General features: G+C 68.5%; 12 protein-coding genes. 7 read left to right on the top strand and 5 right to left on the bottom strand.

All coding sequences use genetic code 11. The features are described from left to right. The first annotated feature begins 272 nt into the window (after positions 1 to 272). The 5 genes from rpmH (at position 273) to mnmE (ending at position 4,567) form a co-directional block, all read left to right on the top strand. Positions 273 to 407 carry a 50S ribosomal protein L34 gene (gene rpmH / locus G8A07_RS27680; RefSeq protein ID WP_047486751.1) on the top strand — a complete coding sequence of 45 codons (135 nt, stop codon included), beginning with the start codon at positions 273 to 275 and terminating at the stop codon, positions 405 to 407. Between the two features lie 17 nt (positions 408 to 424). Beyond that, positions 425 to 937: a ribonuclease P protein component gene (locus tag G8A07_RS27675; RefSeq protein WP_249937170.1), complete on the top strand. Its 513-nt coding sequence runs from the start codon at positions 425 to 427 to the stop codon at positions 935 to 937. Then, entirely contained in the window at positions 934 to 1,248 is a 315-nt protein-coding gene (yidD, locus tag G8A07_RS27670; protein ID WP_195795107.1) for a membrane protein insertion efficiency factor YidD, read from the top strand. Before G8A07_RS27675 ends, yidD begins: the two co-directional genes overlap by 4 nt. After that, a complete protein-coding gene (yidC, locus tag G8A07_RS27665) occupies positions 1,245 to 2,903 on the top strand; it encodes a membrane protein insertase YidC (RefSeq protein ID WP_195795106.1) in 1,659 nt (552 codons plus the stop codon). The genes yidD and yidC overlap by 4 nt, the downstream gene beginning before the upstream one ends. Positions 2,904 to 3,190: 287 nt before the next feature. Continuing rightward, positions 3,191 to 4,567 carry a tRNA uridine-5-carboxymethylaminomethyl(34) synthesis GTPase MnmE gene (gene mnmE / locus G8A07_RS27660; RefSeq protein ID WP_195795105.1) on the top strand — a complete coding sequence of 459 codons (1,377 nt, stop codon included), beginning with the start codon at positions 3,191 to 3,193 and terminating at the stop codon, positions 4,565 to 4,567. 9 nt (positions 4,568 to 4,576) lie between these two features. On the opposite strand, the gene G8A07_RS27655 is transcribed toward mnmE, so the two are convergent. The 3 genes from G8A07_RS27655 to G8A07_RS27645 all read right to left on the bottom strand — a co-directional run bounded on the left by G8A07_RS27655 (position 4,577) and on the right by G8A07_RS27645 (position 7,570). Further along, positions 4,577 to 6,568, bottom strand: a complete 1,992-nt coding sequence (locus tag G8A07_RS27655; protein WP_195795104.1) for an acyltransferase family protein — start codon at positions 6,566 to 6,568, stop codon at positions 4,577 to 4,579. Between the two features lie 146 nt (positions 6,569 to 6,714). After that, positions 6,715 to 6,948 carry a DUF2805 domain-containing protein gene (locus G8A07_RS27650; protein ID WP_195795103.1) on the bottom strand — a complete coding sequence of 78 codons (234 nt, stop codon included), beginning with the start codon at positions 6,946 to 6,948 and terminating at the stop codon, positions 6,715 to 6,717. 28 nt (positions 6,949 to 6,976) lie between these two features. After that, a complete protein-coding gene (locus G8A07_RS27645) occupies positions 6,977 to 7,570 on the bottom strand; it encodes an adenine phosphoribosyltransferase (protein ID WP_371816405.1) in 594 nt (197 codons plus the stop codon). 162 nt (positions 7,571 to 7,732) lie between these two features. Here G8A07_RS27645 and G8A07_RS27640 point away from each other — a divergent pair, with 162 nt between their 5' ends. Together G8A07_RS27640 and G8A07_RS27635 are read left to right on the top strand one after the other, a co-directional pair. Further along, entirely contained in the window at positions 7,733 to 10,342 is a 2,610-nt protein-coding gene (locus tag G8A07_RS27640) for a TonB-dependent receptor (RefSeq protein WP_249937169.1), read from the top strand. Between the two features lie 214 nt (positions 10,343 to 10,556). Next, positions 10,557 to 11,906 (top strand): sugar MFS transporter, encoded by a 1,350-nt coding sequence (locus G8A07_RS27635; protein ID WP_195795101.1) that lies wholly within the window; start codon positions 10,557 to 10,559, stop codon positions 11,904 to 11,906. Positions 11,907 to 11,925: 19 nt separating this feature from the next. Here G8A07_RS27635 and G8A07_RS27630 read toward each other — a convergent pair whose 3' ends face one another. Both G8A07_RS27630 and G8A07_RS27625 read right to left on the bottom strand, forming a co-directional pair. Further along, positions 11,926 to 12,456, bottom strand: coding sequence for a GNAT family N-acetyltransferase (locus tag G8A07_RS27630; RefSeq protein WP_195795100.1), 531 nt, complete (start codon positions 12,454 to 12,456; stop codon positions 11,926 to 11,928). A gap of 46 nt (positions 12,457 to 12,502) precedes the next feature. Next, a complete protein-coding gene (locus G8A07_RS27625) occupies positions 12,503 to 13,114 on the bottom strand; it encodes a nucleotidyltransferase domain-containing protein (protein WP_195795099.1) in 612 nt (203 codons plus the stop codon). Position 13,115 lies beyond the last annotated feature (1 nt).

The raw sequence follows: 13,115 nt of genomic DNA, 5'->3' as shown, positions 1-13,115 counted from the left end.
CCCGACTTGTCCACTGCGGTGCGTTGACCGTCCGGGCGATTTTTGGTGTAATTGCAGGTTTTCCGGGCGCTGGAGGTTGTGGCGCGCGGGTGCCGGTCGCGGGTGTTGCCTGTTTTTCAGGTGGCGCTGACCGGTGCGGGCCCTGCACGCGAGTGCCAGGCCGTGACCTCCGAGCTAACCGACCGTTGGGCGACCGCAGGCGTTTCTTGTCCGGAGCCCCCAGGCGCTGTTAGCGCTCTTCGCATTGATTAGACGCCTTTAGAGGTTCCAACATGAAACGCACTTACCAAGCTTCCAAGACCCGTCGCGCCCGTACCCATGGCTTCCTGGTGCGCATGAAGACCCGTGGCGGCCGTGCCGTGATCAACGCACGCCGCGCCAAGGGCCGCAAGCGCCTGGCCGTCTAAGTCGGGACGACAAGACCGTGATCGGCCGCATCCTGCGATCGGCCGACTTCGAGCGCGTGCTGGGTACCCCCAGCCGGGCGCGCAGCGCCCATTTCGCCGCTCATCATGTCGCGGCCCCGCCCAGCCTGCCCGGCCGGCGCTTATCCACAGCGCAGGCCGAGTTATCAACAGTTGCTGCACCGGTCGTCCACATCGCTGTGGATGACTCGCCCGGAACCGTCAAGGAACCGGTGCCGCCGCAGGGCTGCTGGCTGGGCATGGTGGTGCCCAAGCGCCATGCGCGCCGCGCCGTGACCCGCTCCCTGCTCAAGCGCCAGATCCGCGCCGCTTTCGCCTCGATCGAGGCCGAGGCGGGCAAGGCATTGCCGCCCGGCCTCTGGGTGGTGCGCCTGCGCGCGCCCTTCGATCGCCAGCAGTTCCCCAGCGCCGCCTCCGAGGCCCTGCGCCGGGTGGTGCATGCCGAACTGGCGCAGCTGGTGCACAAGCTGACCCGGCCGCCGCGTCCGCCGGCCAACCCGGCCACGCCATGATCACGGCGCAGCGCCTGCTCAAGGGTCTGGTGCGCGGCTATCAGCTGCTGTTCAGCCATTGGCTGCAGGCCGGCTGCCGCTACCAGCCCAGCTGCTCGAACTATGCGATGCAGGCGCTGGAGCGTCATGGCGCCGCGGCCGGCAGCTATCTGGCCGCCGCGCGCATCCTGCGCTGTCATCCTTTTTGTCTGGGCGGGCATGATCCCGTGCCGGACAATGCGCCACGCCTGTTCGGCCGCCTCGGCGGCGGGCTTGCGCGGCGGCACCCCGCCCCCACATCCTGTTCCTCCAATCCTGAAGCTTCCCCATGACTGATATACGCCGCACCGTGCTGTGGGTGGTGTTCACCATGTCGCTGGTCCTACTGTGGGACGGCTGGCAAAAGCACAACGGTCACCCCTCGATGTTCAGCCCCGCGCCGGCCAAGCCGGTGGCGACGGCCGCCTCGGCGCCCGCCGGCGTGCCCTCCGCGGCCGCGCTGCCGGGTGGTGCGACCGCGGCGGCTGCCGCGACGCCGACCGGTGCCGCCCCGGCCCCGACGGCCAGCGAGACCGTGGTGATCAGCACCGACGTGATCAAGGCCACGCTGGACAGCCAGGGCGGCAGCCTGGTGCGCGTCGAGCTGCTCAAGCACAAGGACGAGTCCGACCCGAGCGGCCATGTCGTCGTGCTGAACCGCAGCGCGCAGCACCATTACGTGGCGCAGACCGGCCTGGTCGGCGTCGCCGGTGCGCCCAACCACCTGAACCTGATGACCCTGCAGCCCGGCGCCCGCACGCTGAGCGAGGGAGCGCAGGAACTGCTGGTGCGCTTCGAGTCGCCCGAGATGGGCGGCCTGAAGCTGATCAAGACCTACAGCTTCAAGCGCGGCACCTACGCGGTCGCGGTCAAGCATGAGGTGCAGAACGTCTCGGCCGCGCCGGTCAGCCCGCAGCTCTATGTGCAGCTGATGCGCGACGGCAGCGCCGGCCCCGGCGAGTCAAGCTTCTACTCGACCTTCACCGGCCCGGCGATCTATACCGAGAAGAGCAAGTTCCACAAGGTCGACTTCAAGGACATCGAGAAGGGCAAGGCCGAGTTCGAGAAGAACTCCGGCGACGGCTGGGTCGCGATGGTCCAGCATTACTTCGCCAGCGCCTGGCTGCGCAATGCGGCCGGCCCGCGCGAGTTCTACGCCAAGAAGGTCGACACCAACCTCTACTCGGTTGGCATGGTGTTCCCGATGGGCCAGGCGGCCCCGGGCGCCAGCGTCAGCGCCGAGGACACGCTGTTCGTCGGCCCGCAGGAGGAGAACAAGCTGGCCGCGCTGGCCCCCGGCCTGGAGCTGGTGAAGGACTATGGCTGGTTCACCATCCTGTCCAAGCCGCTGTTCTGGCTGCTGAACTTCCTGCACGAACAGCTGGGCAACTGGGGCTGGTCCATCATCGCCCTGGTGGTGCTGCTGAAGATCGCCTTCTACTGGCTGAACGCCAGCGCCTACCGCAGCATGGCCAAGATGAAGGCGGTGAACCCGCGCATCATGGAGATGCGCGAGCGCCTGAAGGACAAGCCGCAGCAGATGCAGCAGGAGATGATGAAGATCTACCGCGAGGAGAAGGTCAATCCGATCGGCTCCTGCCTGCCGATCTTCCTGCAGATGCCCTTCTTCATCGCGCTGTACTGGGTGCTGCTGTCCAGCGTCGAGATGCGCCACGCGCCCTGGATCGGCTGGATCGTCGACCTCTCGGCCAAGGACCCCTACTTCATCCTGCCGCTGCTGATGACCGCCACCAGCCTGCTGCAGGTCTGGCTGAACCCGGCGCCGCCGGATCCGGTGCAGGCCAAGATGATGTGGATCATGCCGCTGGCCTTCAGCGTGATGTTCTTCTTCTTCCCGGCCGGCCTGGTGCTGTACTGGCTGGTCAACAACATCCTGTCGATCGCCCAGCAATGGATGATCAACAAGCGCATGGGCGTGCAGAACTGAGCCCTTGTGCGCAATGCATGCCGAAAGCCCCCCAAGTGGGGGCTTTTTTCATGGGCGGCCGAAGCCTTTAATCCAACCATGCGGGGTAGTGATCCGCCGGCCGGTGCAACAACCGGCGCGGCGGACTCGGCCGGCGACAGGGCTCACGCGAGCGCTGCCGCAGCCTCCCCCGCGCCAGACAAGCCCCCACGCCTCGGCGTACCGAGGCTGCCCCCCGCGGGGGCGCGAATCGGCTTGGGACGGCCCGGCGCCGATTCATGGACCTGGCGTCGCCGACAATAGCGGCCATGCTGTCCCGCCACCAAGACCCCATCGCCGCCATCGCCACCGCACCCGGACGCGGCGCCGTCGGCATCGTGCGGGTCTCCGCCCGGCAAGACCTGGCCCCGCTGATCGAGGCCGTCTGCGGCCGCGTGCTGAAGCCGCGCGAGGCCAGCTACCTGCCCTTTCGCGCCGGCAACGGCGACGCGATCGACCAGGGCCTGGCGCTGCATTTCCCCGCGCCGCATTCCTACACCGGCGAGCATGTGCTGGAGCTGCAGGCCCATGGCGGACCGGTGGTGCTGCAGCTGCTGCTGGCGCGCTGCCTGGAGGCCGGCGCCGCGCTCGGCATCCGCCTGGCCGAGCCGGGCGAGTTCACCCAGCGCGCCTTCCTGAACGGCAAGCTCGACCTGGCCCAGGCCGAGGCGGTGGCCGACCTGATCGACGCCAGCACCGAGGCCGCGGCGCGCAGCGCCAGCCGCGCGCTGGCCGGCGCCCTGTCCGGCGAGGTCGGCGCGCTGCGCGACGCGCTGATCAAGCTGCGCATGCTGGTCGAGGCCACCCTGGACTTCCCCGAGGAGGAGATCGACTTCCTGCAGCAGGCCGATGCGCTCGGGCAGCTGGAGCGCCTGAAGGCGCGGCTGGCCGCGGTGCTGGACCGCACCCAGCAGGGCGCGCTGCTGCGCGAGGGCATCAAGGTGGTGCTGGCCGGCCAGCCCAATGTCGGCAAGAGCTCGCTGCTGAACGCGCTGGCCGGCGCCGAGCTGGCCATCGTCACGCCGATCCCGGGCACCACGCGCGACAAGGTCAGCCAGACCATCCAGATCGAGGGCGTGCCCTTGCATGTCAGCGACACCGCCGGCCTGCGCGAGACCGAGGACGAGGTCGAGCGCATCGGCGTCGCGCGCAGCTGGGATGCGATCGGCGAGGCCGACGTGATCCTGTTCCTGCACGACCTGACCCGCCTGGGCCGGCCCGACTACGAGGCCGAGGACGCCTCGATCCGCGAACGCCTGGCCGGCATTCCGGCCGAGCGCATCCTGCAGATCTTCAACAAGGCCGACGAGGGCAGTGCGCAAGACCTGGCCCCGGACGCGCTGCTGCTGTCCGCCAAGACCGGCACCGGCCTGGAGGCGCTGCGCCGTCGCCTGCTGCAGCAGGTCGGCTGGCATGCCACGCCGGAAGGCCTGTTCATCGCGCGCGAGCGCCATGTGCAGGCGCTGAAGCGCACCAACGAGCATCTGGCGCTGGCCCAGGCCGTCGCCACCCAGGACCCGCCGGCGCTGGACCTGCTGGCCGAGGAGCTGCGCCTGGCCCATGACGCGCTGGGCGAGATCACCGGCGCCTTCTCGGCCGACGACCTGCTGGGCGAGATCTTCAGCCGCTTCTGTATCGGCAAGTAGGCCGGCCGTTCAGCCGCCGGCCCCGCCCGGAGCAAACAACGGATCGAAGAGTGGCGCGAGCGCGCGGGCGCGCGATGCGCTCAGGTGGTTGGAGTCCCGGTAGATCGGCAGGCCGTCGACGCTGATGGTGCAGCGCTCCTGCACACAGAGAACCTGTTCGGGTCGGATGAAGACAAGGTCGCGATGGCGATCGCGTTGCCGCTCGAAGGCCTGTTCAACCGGGGCCTGCCGCTCGCGATAGTCGTCGCGCAGCGGGGCCAGTTCCGGCTGACGGCCCAGATGCCGCGCACGCGCCATGGCTGCGGGAATGCGGTACTCGGCTTCCGGCACCTGGGTGACCAGCACCACCTCGCGTTTGAGGGCTGCCAACTGGTCCAGGCTGCGCGCCAGTCCGCGCTCGAAGACCTGCAGGTTGGCTTGCAGCGAGGAGGTCGTGGCCTGGTCGTCGGTGATAGGGAGCTCGTGCCCGGGCTCGCGGCGGAAGCGCTCGCCGGTGGCATAGACGGCCCAGCGTGAAACGAGGATCACGCGCTTGAGCTCGGGATGATCGGCCAGATAACGGATGAAGGCATCGGCGCCCCGGGCGCAGTCGCGAAAGCCCTCGAGCGTCTGGCGGACCCCCAGCAGGGGCGGGCAGCCGCCACGCACGAACACCAGTCCGGCGGCGCCGGCGGCTCGGGCCGAGGCGTCGATCGCGGGCAGCAGGGCCTCGGCATGCGAGTCACCCCAGACCACGAAGCTGGCATGCGCCGGCTCGGCGGCCCCGGCGCTGCACAGCCGGAGTCCAGGATGGCCCTGCGGCTCCTGGCAGGATGACAACAGGGGAGCGTCATCCGCGACCGCGAGGATGCGACCAATCTCCGGATCGAAACGACCCGGCAAGCCCTTGCCCAGCACGAGCAGGGCGCCGCAGCAGATGCCGACGCCCATCGCCGCGGCGCCGGCTATCAGCACCTGGCGGCGCTGCCGCGCACCACCACCCCGGCGGAATGGGCGCTCGACGAAGCGCCAGGTCAGGGTAGCCAATGCAAAGGTCGCGAGCAGCAGCAGGCCGGTTTCGAGCGCGCCGGGGGCCTGGATGGCATAGGTCTTGTAGAACATGAAGACCGGCCAGTGCCAGAGATACAGGGAGTAGGAGATCAGGCCGGTGAAGCGCACCGGCGGCAGCGACAGCAGGCGGGCCACCGCATTGCCCGGGGTGGCCGCCGCCCAGATCAGCAGCGCGCTGCCCAGCACCGGAGGCAGCGCGGCACCGGCGGGAAACGGGGTGGCCTCGGTATACAGACCGATCGGCAGCAGCAGCGCCAGCAGGCCCAGCCCCGCCAGCAGCTGCGAGCGGCCCAGGCGCATCGGCTGCGGCCACCGCTGCAAGCCCATGGCCAGCAGCGAGCCGACCATCAGTTCCCAGGCGCGTGCGGGTGCGGAATAGAAGGCCTGGTCCGGCGAGCGCTCGATCAGCCAGAGGCTGTAGGCGAACGACAGCAGGCTCAGCAGGACGGTGAGCGGCAGCAGCCCCCGCCGGAACCAGCGCCAGGCCGCATAGACATAGAGCGGAAACAGCAGATAGAACTGCTCCTCGACGGCCAGCGACCACATGTGCAGCAGGGGTTTGCTGCCGGCCGGCGTTGCGAAGTAGCCGGTGTCATGCATGAAGTGGTAATTGGCATAGAACAGCGAGGTCGCGAACAGGCTCTTGCCGAAGTTCGCCAGCTCGTTGGCGAACAGCAGCAGGCCCGCGCACAGGGTCGATGCCGCGAGGACGACGAACAGGGCGGGAAAGATGCGCCGGATGCGACGCTCGTAGAACTGCGCGATGGAGAACTGCCGGGCCTCGACGGCGCGCAGCAGGATGCCGGTGATCAGATAGCCGGAGATGACGAAGAAGATGTCCACCCCGACATAGCCGCCGGTGAAGCCCGGGATGTCTGCGTGGAACAGCATCACGGACAGGACGGCGATGGCGCGCAGGCCGTCGACCTCGGGACGGTACTCGGTGGACATCGGGTGATGGACTCGGCTCGATGGAGGGCGGCGCCCGGCAGGTGGCGTGGGTGCCGATGGGCTGGACGAGCGATTTTGCCCAATGCCTCGGGCCCGGGTGTCGCCGAGCCCGGGCCTTGCTGGCGTAGGCCGGATGCGCTAGCGCCTCAGCGCCCGTGCGGCCAGGTCGCCTTCGAGGTCGGGGCCTTGCTGCTCTTGCCGCGCGCGGCCCAGAGCTTGTAGGCGCTGCCGGTCAGCTCGCGCTTCATCAGCTGCACCAGCTGGCCCTGGCCGAGGCCATGCTCCATCAGCACCTTGTTGTAGGGCGGCAGGTCGTCCCAGGCGGTCTTGAGGATGGCGGCGATCTGGTCGCGGCTGAGGTGGGGAACGGTCTTGGCCATGGTTCTTGTCTCGCTTGTGCCGGCTCAATCAATGTCCGTCGAAATCGACCAGCGTGAACAGCGGCAGGCCGCTGGCGCGCAGGCGCTGGGAGCCGCCCAGCTCGGGCAGGTCGATGATGGCCGCGCCCTCCAGCACCTGGGCGCCCAGGCGCTGCAGCAGCTTGGCGCCGGCCAGCATGGTGCCGCCGGTGGCGATCAGGTCGTCGATCAGCACGACGCGGTCGCCGGCCCGCACCGCGTCGGTGTGCATCTCGACGGTGGCGCTGCCGTACTCCAGCTCGTAGGTCTCCTGCACCGTCGTGAAGGGCAGCTTGCCCTTCTTGCGGATCGGCACGAAGCCGATGTTCAGCTCGTAGGCCAGCACCGACCCGATGATGAAGCCGCGCGCGTCCAGGCCGGCGATGGCCGTGGGGCGCTGGTCGAAGTAGCGGTGCACGAACTGGTCGATCAGCACGCGGAAGGCGCGCGGGTTGGACAGCAGCGGCGTGATGTCGCGGAACTGCACGCCCGGTTCGGGCCAGTCCGGCACGGTGCGGATCTGCTGTTTCAGGAAGGCGAGGGCGTCTTGCATGGCCGCGATTGTCGCGCGCCGGCGGCCGCCGGTCTCAGGGTTTTGGAGCATGCGGGCCTTGCGCGGCGCGGGCCTTGTGTAAGAAGGCCGCAATGAAGTCCATCAAAGCGCAACGTGCCGCGCCGCGGCCGGTGCTCGCGCCTACATTGCGCAGCGCAGGGCAACGGCCGTACGCGGCCCTGCCCCATCCTCTCAAGCACAGGAGACAAACAAGTGGCCCCGAGCATCCCCTTCCCCCTGCAAGTCCTGCCCCGCCTGATCGCGCTGTCCCTGGGGGCGGCCTGCGCCGTGCCCGCTTGGGCGGCCGACGACAACAAGCCCGCGGCCGCGGTGCAGGCGCTCGACACGGTGGAGATCACCGGCGTGCGCGCGACGCTGAAGCGCAACCTGGCCGAGAAGCGCGAGTCGCTCAATATCGTCGACTCGATCAGCGCCGAGGATGTGGGCAAGTTCCCGGACAAGAACGTGGCCGATTCGCTGCAGCGCGTGCCCGGCATCTCGGTGGACCGCATCTGGGGCGAGGGCAAGGCGATCTTCGTGCGCGGCACCGACAAGAACCTCAACATGACCCAGCTGAACGGGCAGGCGGTGGCCTCGTCCGAATGGTGGCTCAACGAACCGCAGACCCGCAGCTTCAACTACGACGTGCTGCCGTCCGAGATCGTCGGCAGCCTGGACGTCTACAAGAGCCCCTCGGCCGATCTGGACGAGGGCAGCATCGGCGGCCTGGTGATCGTCAAGACGCGCCGGCCGCTGGACTTCAAGCAGCGCCTGACGATCCAGGCCGCCGGCGAGGCCCTGTACAGCAAGCTGCCGGAGAAGACCGATCCGCAGCTCTCGGGCCTGCTGAACTGGCAGAACGAGGACCGCAGCTTCGGCGTGCTGCTGGCCGTCAGCAGCCAGCGCCGCCATATGCGCCGCGATGGCCTGGAGATGTTTCCCGACGGCAAGTACGACGTGGTCGACCAGAACGGCGCCGTGACCACCGCCTACGCCCCCTGGGGCGGCGGCTCGGCCATCTTCCGCCAGGACCGCCGCCGCACCACCACCAATCTGTCGCTGCAGTTCCGGCCCAACCCGGCCACCGACCTCGTGCTGAATCTGATGGATTCGGACATGAAGATGGACAACAGCAACCAGAACTATCTGTGGCAGGCCGGCGGCCTGGCGGTGAACGGCCGTATCGCCGTCACCGACCCGAAGTTCGTCAATGTGTCCGACGGCTCCAAGGCCCTGGTGGGCGGCACGGTCGGCCCCAAGACCGGCGTGTCCTTCGAGCCGATCTATCGCAAGTCCTATGTGAAGTCGCGCGTCGTCGACCTGGACGGCAACTACCAGGGCAGCAACTGGAAGCTGCATGGCCAGGTCGGCACCACCTCCAGCGAGGGCGGCAGCTCGCATGACCGCCATTTCTGGATGGAAGGCGACACCCGCGTCCAGCTCGACCTGGGCAAGGACAAGTACGGCGTCAAGTACCTGGACATCAACCCGCTGGACCCGAAGGCGCTGACCCTGAAAGCCGGCGACGACCGCATCCGCCGCATGGAGAGCAAGGAGAACTATGCCCAGGGCGATCTGACCTGGGAGTTCGACAACGGCCTGGTCCAGGCGGTCAAGGTGGGCCTGAAGCTGCGCGACAACACGCTGCGCAACAGCCGCATCCAGGGCACGGCCGGGCCGGGCTCGCCGGGCTGGCAGTCCTTCTCGCTGGCCGATCTGTCCAGCGGCGCCTCGCCTCTCTTGAGCCAGCAGGCCGGCCATCCCGGCGCGCTGCTGCAGTACGCCTGGTATGACGACGGCCTGGTGGCGAGCAAGGGCATCCCGATGTTCGACAAGGCCATGGTCTACAAGGACGTGCTGAACGAGAACTACCGGATCAAGGAGCGCATCACCGCGACCTATGCGAAGGCCGACTTCGGCTTCGACAAATGGCGCGGCGATGTCGGTGTGCGCTTGGTGCGCACCGAGCAGACCTCGGAGGGCTTCATCGGCGCCGCCGGCGGCGGGTTCACGCCGACCCAGGTCAAGCACAGCTACACCGATGCCCTGCCCAACCTGAACCTGGTCTACCAGCTGCGCAAGGACCTGATGCTGCGCGGCGCCGTCGGCCGCACGATGGCGCGCCAGACCTTCGACCTGCTGAGCCCCGGCCTGCGTCGCGACGGCACGGTGCTGAGCCGCGCCTATGCCGGCAACCCGATGCTCAAGCCGATCCATGCCAAGCAGGCCGAGGTCGGCGCCGAGTGGTACTACGCCGATGCCGCGCTGCTCTCCGGCACCTTCTTCATCAAGAAGCTCGACACCTTCACCTACAAGGCCTCCAAGCAGGAGCAGGTCGGCGGCGAGACGCTGAACGTCGAGCGCCCCTACAACGCCGACAACGGCGCCGACATCAAGGGCATCGAGCTGCAATGGCAGCAGCCCTTCGGCAACAGCGGCTTCGGCACGGTCGTCAACTACACCTTCACCGATGCCAAGGCCGGTGCGGTGACGGGCCAGCCGCGCCTGAAGGTGCTGGGCAACTCGCGCGACCAGTTCAACCTCAGCGGCTACTACGAGCGCAACGGCATCAGCCTGCGCGTCTCCTACAACTACCGCTCCAAGAGCTATGGCGATGTGCAGATGGGCGGCCAGGTGATCAACGACGCCTATGGCCAGTGGGACGCCTCGGCCAGCTGGGACATCACGCCCAAGCTGGCGCTGTACGCCTCGGCCGTCAACATCAACAACGAGGTGATCCGCTCCAACACCGTCGACGGCCTGCCGATCGGCGTGTATGAGAACGGGGCCCGGTACAGCATCGGCGTGCGGGCGAAGTTCTAGGAAGCGGGGACTTTGCTACTGCGCCACCGCCAGGCGTCGTTGGTCAGATGCTCGGGATCCTCACGTACAGCAAGTACGTTCCGGTCCCTGCGCTCTGCCCGCCTAGCCTGACAGCGGCTCGCTACGCAAATTCCCCGCTTCCCCGCCCGGTCGCCTGCCGGCGACCGGGCGGAGGTCGCGCCGATACCGCCCCTACGCATCCGCCATCTGCCCCATGAACCAAGTCAAACCGCTTTCCTCCGGCCGCGCGGCCGCCCCCGGCTCGGTGCTGATGCCGATGCTCTTCATCGGCCTGATGTTCTTCATCCTGGGCTTCGTCACCTGGCTGAACGGCTCGCTGATCCCCTTCCTGAAGATCGTCTGCGATCTCAGCAACTTCCAGGCCCTGTGGGTCACCTTCGCCTTCTACATCGCCTACACGGTGATGGCCCTGCCCTCGGCCGCGGTACTGGGGCGCATCGGCTACAAGCGCGGCATGTCGCTGGGCCTGGCGGTGATGGCCGTCGGCGCGCTGCTCTTCATCCCGGCGGCGCAGAGCCGCCATTACGGCGTGTTCCTCCTGGCCCTGTTCACCCTGGCCAGCGGCATGACCCTGATGCAAACGGCGATCAACCCCTACATCGTCTGCATCGGCCCGCGCGAGAGCGCGGCGATGCGCATCAGCATCATGGGCCTGTTCAACAAGGGCGCCGGCATCATCGTGCCGCTGGTGTTCTCGGTGCTGGTGCTGTCGGGCGTCGAGCAGTACTCGGGCGCCACCCTGGCCGCGCTGGATGCTGCCGGCCGCGAGGCGCTGCGGGTCGAGCTGTCCGCGCGCCTGGTGCAGCCCTATCTGGTGATGGCCGGCGCACTGCTGCTGTTCACCGCGATCATCCATTTCTCCTCCCTGCAGGAGCCGGTGCTGGACGAGGGGCGGGACGAGCCGGCGCGGCTGCAGCGCGGCGTGTTCGCCTTTCCGCAGGTGGTGCTGGGCGCGCTGGCGCTGTTCGTCTATGTCGGCGTCGAGGTGATCGCCGGCGACACCATCGGCCTGTACGGCCATCTGCTGGGCGTGCAGAACTTCGCGGTGCTGACCTCCTACACGATGGGCTTCATGGTGCTGGGCTATCTGCTGGGCGTGCTGTGCATCCCGCGCTTCCTGTCGCAGCGCGCCGCCCTGTTGCTGTCGGCGCTGGCCGGCATGCTGTTCACCGCCGGCGTGGCGCTCGGCTCGAAGAGCTCCAGCGCGCTGTCGGTCGCGCTGCTGGGCTGGGCCGGCGTGCCGCCGGTGCCGGACACGGTGATGTTCCTGGCCCTGCTGGGCCTGGCCAACGCCCTGGTCTGGCCGGCCGTCTGGCCGCTGGCGCTGCAGGGCCTGGGGCGCCACACCGCCAGCGGCTCGGCCCTACTGATCATGGGCATCGCCGGCGGCGCCCTGCTGCCCATGCTCTACGGCCGCCTGTCCGACACCGGCCAGGTGCAGTCGGCCTACTGGCTGATGCTGCCCTGCTACGCCTTCATCCTGTTCTACGCGCTGATCGGCTACCGGATCCGCCGCTGGGGTGGTGGTGGCGGTGATGCCTGAGCATCAGGCAATCGATCAATCAATCGTCGGCGCGGCGCTCGTAGTGGTTCAGGTCGTACCAGGCGCCGCCGAGCTCGAAGCTGCGGGTCGAGCGGCCGAACCGGCGAAAGCCGTTGCGGTCCAGCACCTTGCATGAGCCGATGTTCTCCGGCCGGGCCGTGGCCTCGATGCGCTGCAGCTTCAGCTCGGTGAAGGCCTTGTCGAGCAGCCGGGCCACCGCCAGGCTGGCATAGCCCCGCCCGCCGGCCGCCAGCGCGATGCGGTAGCCCAGCTCGGCGCTGTGGAAATGGGCGCGCCGCACTCGCGTCAGGTTGGCGCGACCCACCAGCACACCGGCGGCGTCGCGCAGCAGATGTTGGTAGGCCTTGTCCTCGGCGGCCTCGCGCTGCGCCGCCTCGATGGCCGCGCGCACCTGGTCCAGACCGTAGTAGTCCGCCGGGCGGGCATTGATATGGGCCTCGAAGAAGGCCCGGTTCTCCAGCTCGAAGGCGAGCAGCTCCTCGGCATCGGCCGGGGTGGGTGGGGCGAGGTGGAGGATGGTGTCATGCATGATGAGGCCATGGTCGCACAGGGCGGGCAAGACCCGGCCCCGCGGATCAACCCCCGCCGTCCTGACGTATCCGCTCTGCGATCTTGACGATGTGCCGCCGTGCGAGTGCCGCCCGGCCGCGCGACAGCCATTTGATGCAGTCGACCAGATCCCAGATCAGGCCCGCGTCGCCATGCTCGTAGGCGACGAAGTCCTCGTGCCGCACCGGCTCGCCTTCGGCGACATAGGCCTCCTGCAACCGCTCCGGGTCCCACACGGCCAGATAGGGCCGCCTGAGCCGGAAGGCGGTACCCGGCTCGAAGACATGCAACTCGACGCTGGAGAAATCGAGATAGACGAGCTTGTGGAAAAAGCCGCTGCCCGGGCCGGGGTGTTTGCCGCCGAACTGGTTCAGTAGCTCGCCCGAGGCCAGCAGCAGCGCATGGCCAGCCGCCAGCAGGCGCTCGCCCTGCCCGGCCGCGGCGATCATCACCAGGTCTAGGTCCGAGACCCGGTCGCCCAGGCCCTTGGCATAGGAACCGACCAGGAACAGGGCGCGCAGCGCCGGCTCCCGTTCCGCCAGCGCGATCAGGGCGGCCAGGCGCGCCAGATGGGACGGCGGGGCTTGCTGTGCCGCCAGCGTGGCCAGGATTTCTGGCAGTGCAATGCTTGAGCTCATG

The sequence above is a fragment of the Roseateles sp. DAIF2 genome, assembly GCF_015624425.1.
In the GTDB taxonomy this organism is placed as follows: domain Bacteria; phylum Pseudomonadota; class Gammaproteobacteria; order Burkholderiales; family Burkholderiaceae_C; genus Kinneretia.
Note: the sequence above shows the minus strand (reverse complement) of the source record. Positions and strands in the feature narration are given on the sequence as shown.

Coding starts and splice junctions, on each gene's coding strand:
- rpmH (WP_047486751.1), top strand. CDS start 273: ATGAAACGCACTTACCAAGCTTCCAAGACCCGTCGCGCCCGTACCCAT.
- yidD (WP_195795107.1), top strand. CDS start 934: ATGATCACGGCGCAGCGCCTGCTCAAGGGTCTGGTGCGCGGCTATCAG.
- yidC (WP_195795106.1), top strand. CDS start 1,245: ATGACTGATATACGCCGCACCGTGCTGTGGGTGGTGTTCACCATGTCG.
- mnmE (WP_195795105.1), top strand. CDS start 3,191: ATGCTGTCCCGCCACCAAGACCCCATCGCCGCCATCGCCACCGCACCC.
- G8A07_RS27655 (WP_195795104.1), bottom strand. CDS start 6,568: ATGTCCACCGAGTACCGTCCCGAGGTCGACGGCCTGCGCGCCATCGCC.
- G8A07_RS27650 (WP_195795103.1), bottom strand. CDS start 6,948: ATGGCCAAGACCGTTCCCCACCTCAGCCGCGACCAGATCGCCGCCATC.
- G8A07_RS27645 (WP_371816405.1), bottom strand. CDS start 7,570: ATGCTCCAAAACCCTGAGACCGGCGGCCGCCGGCGCGCGACAATCGCG.
- G8A07_RS27635 (WP_195795101.1), top strand. CDS start 10,557: ATGAACCAAGTCAAACCGCTTTCCTCCGGCCGCGCGGCCGCCCCCGGC.
- G8A07_RS27630 (WP_195795100.1), bottom strand. CDS start 12,456: ATGCATGACACCATCCTCCACCTCGCCCCACCCACCCCGGCCGATGCC.
- G8A07_RS27625 (WP_195795099.1), bottom strand. CDS start 13,114: ATGAGCTCAAGCATTGCACTGCCAGAAATCCTGGCCACGCTGGCGGCA.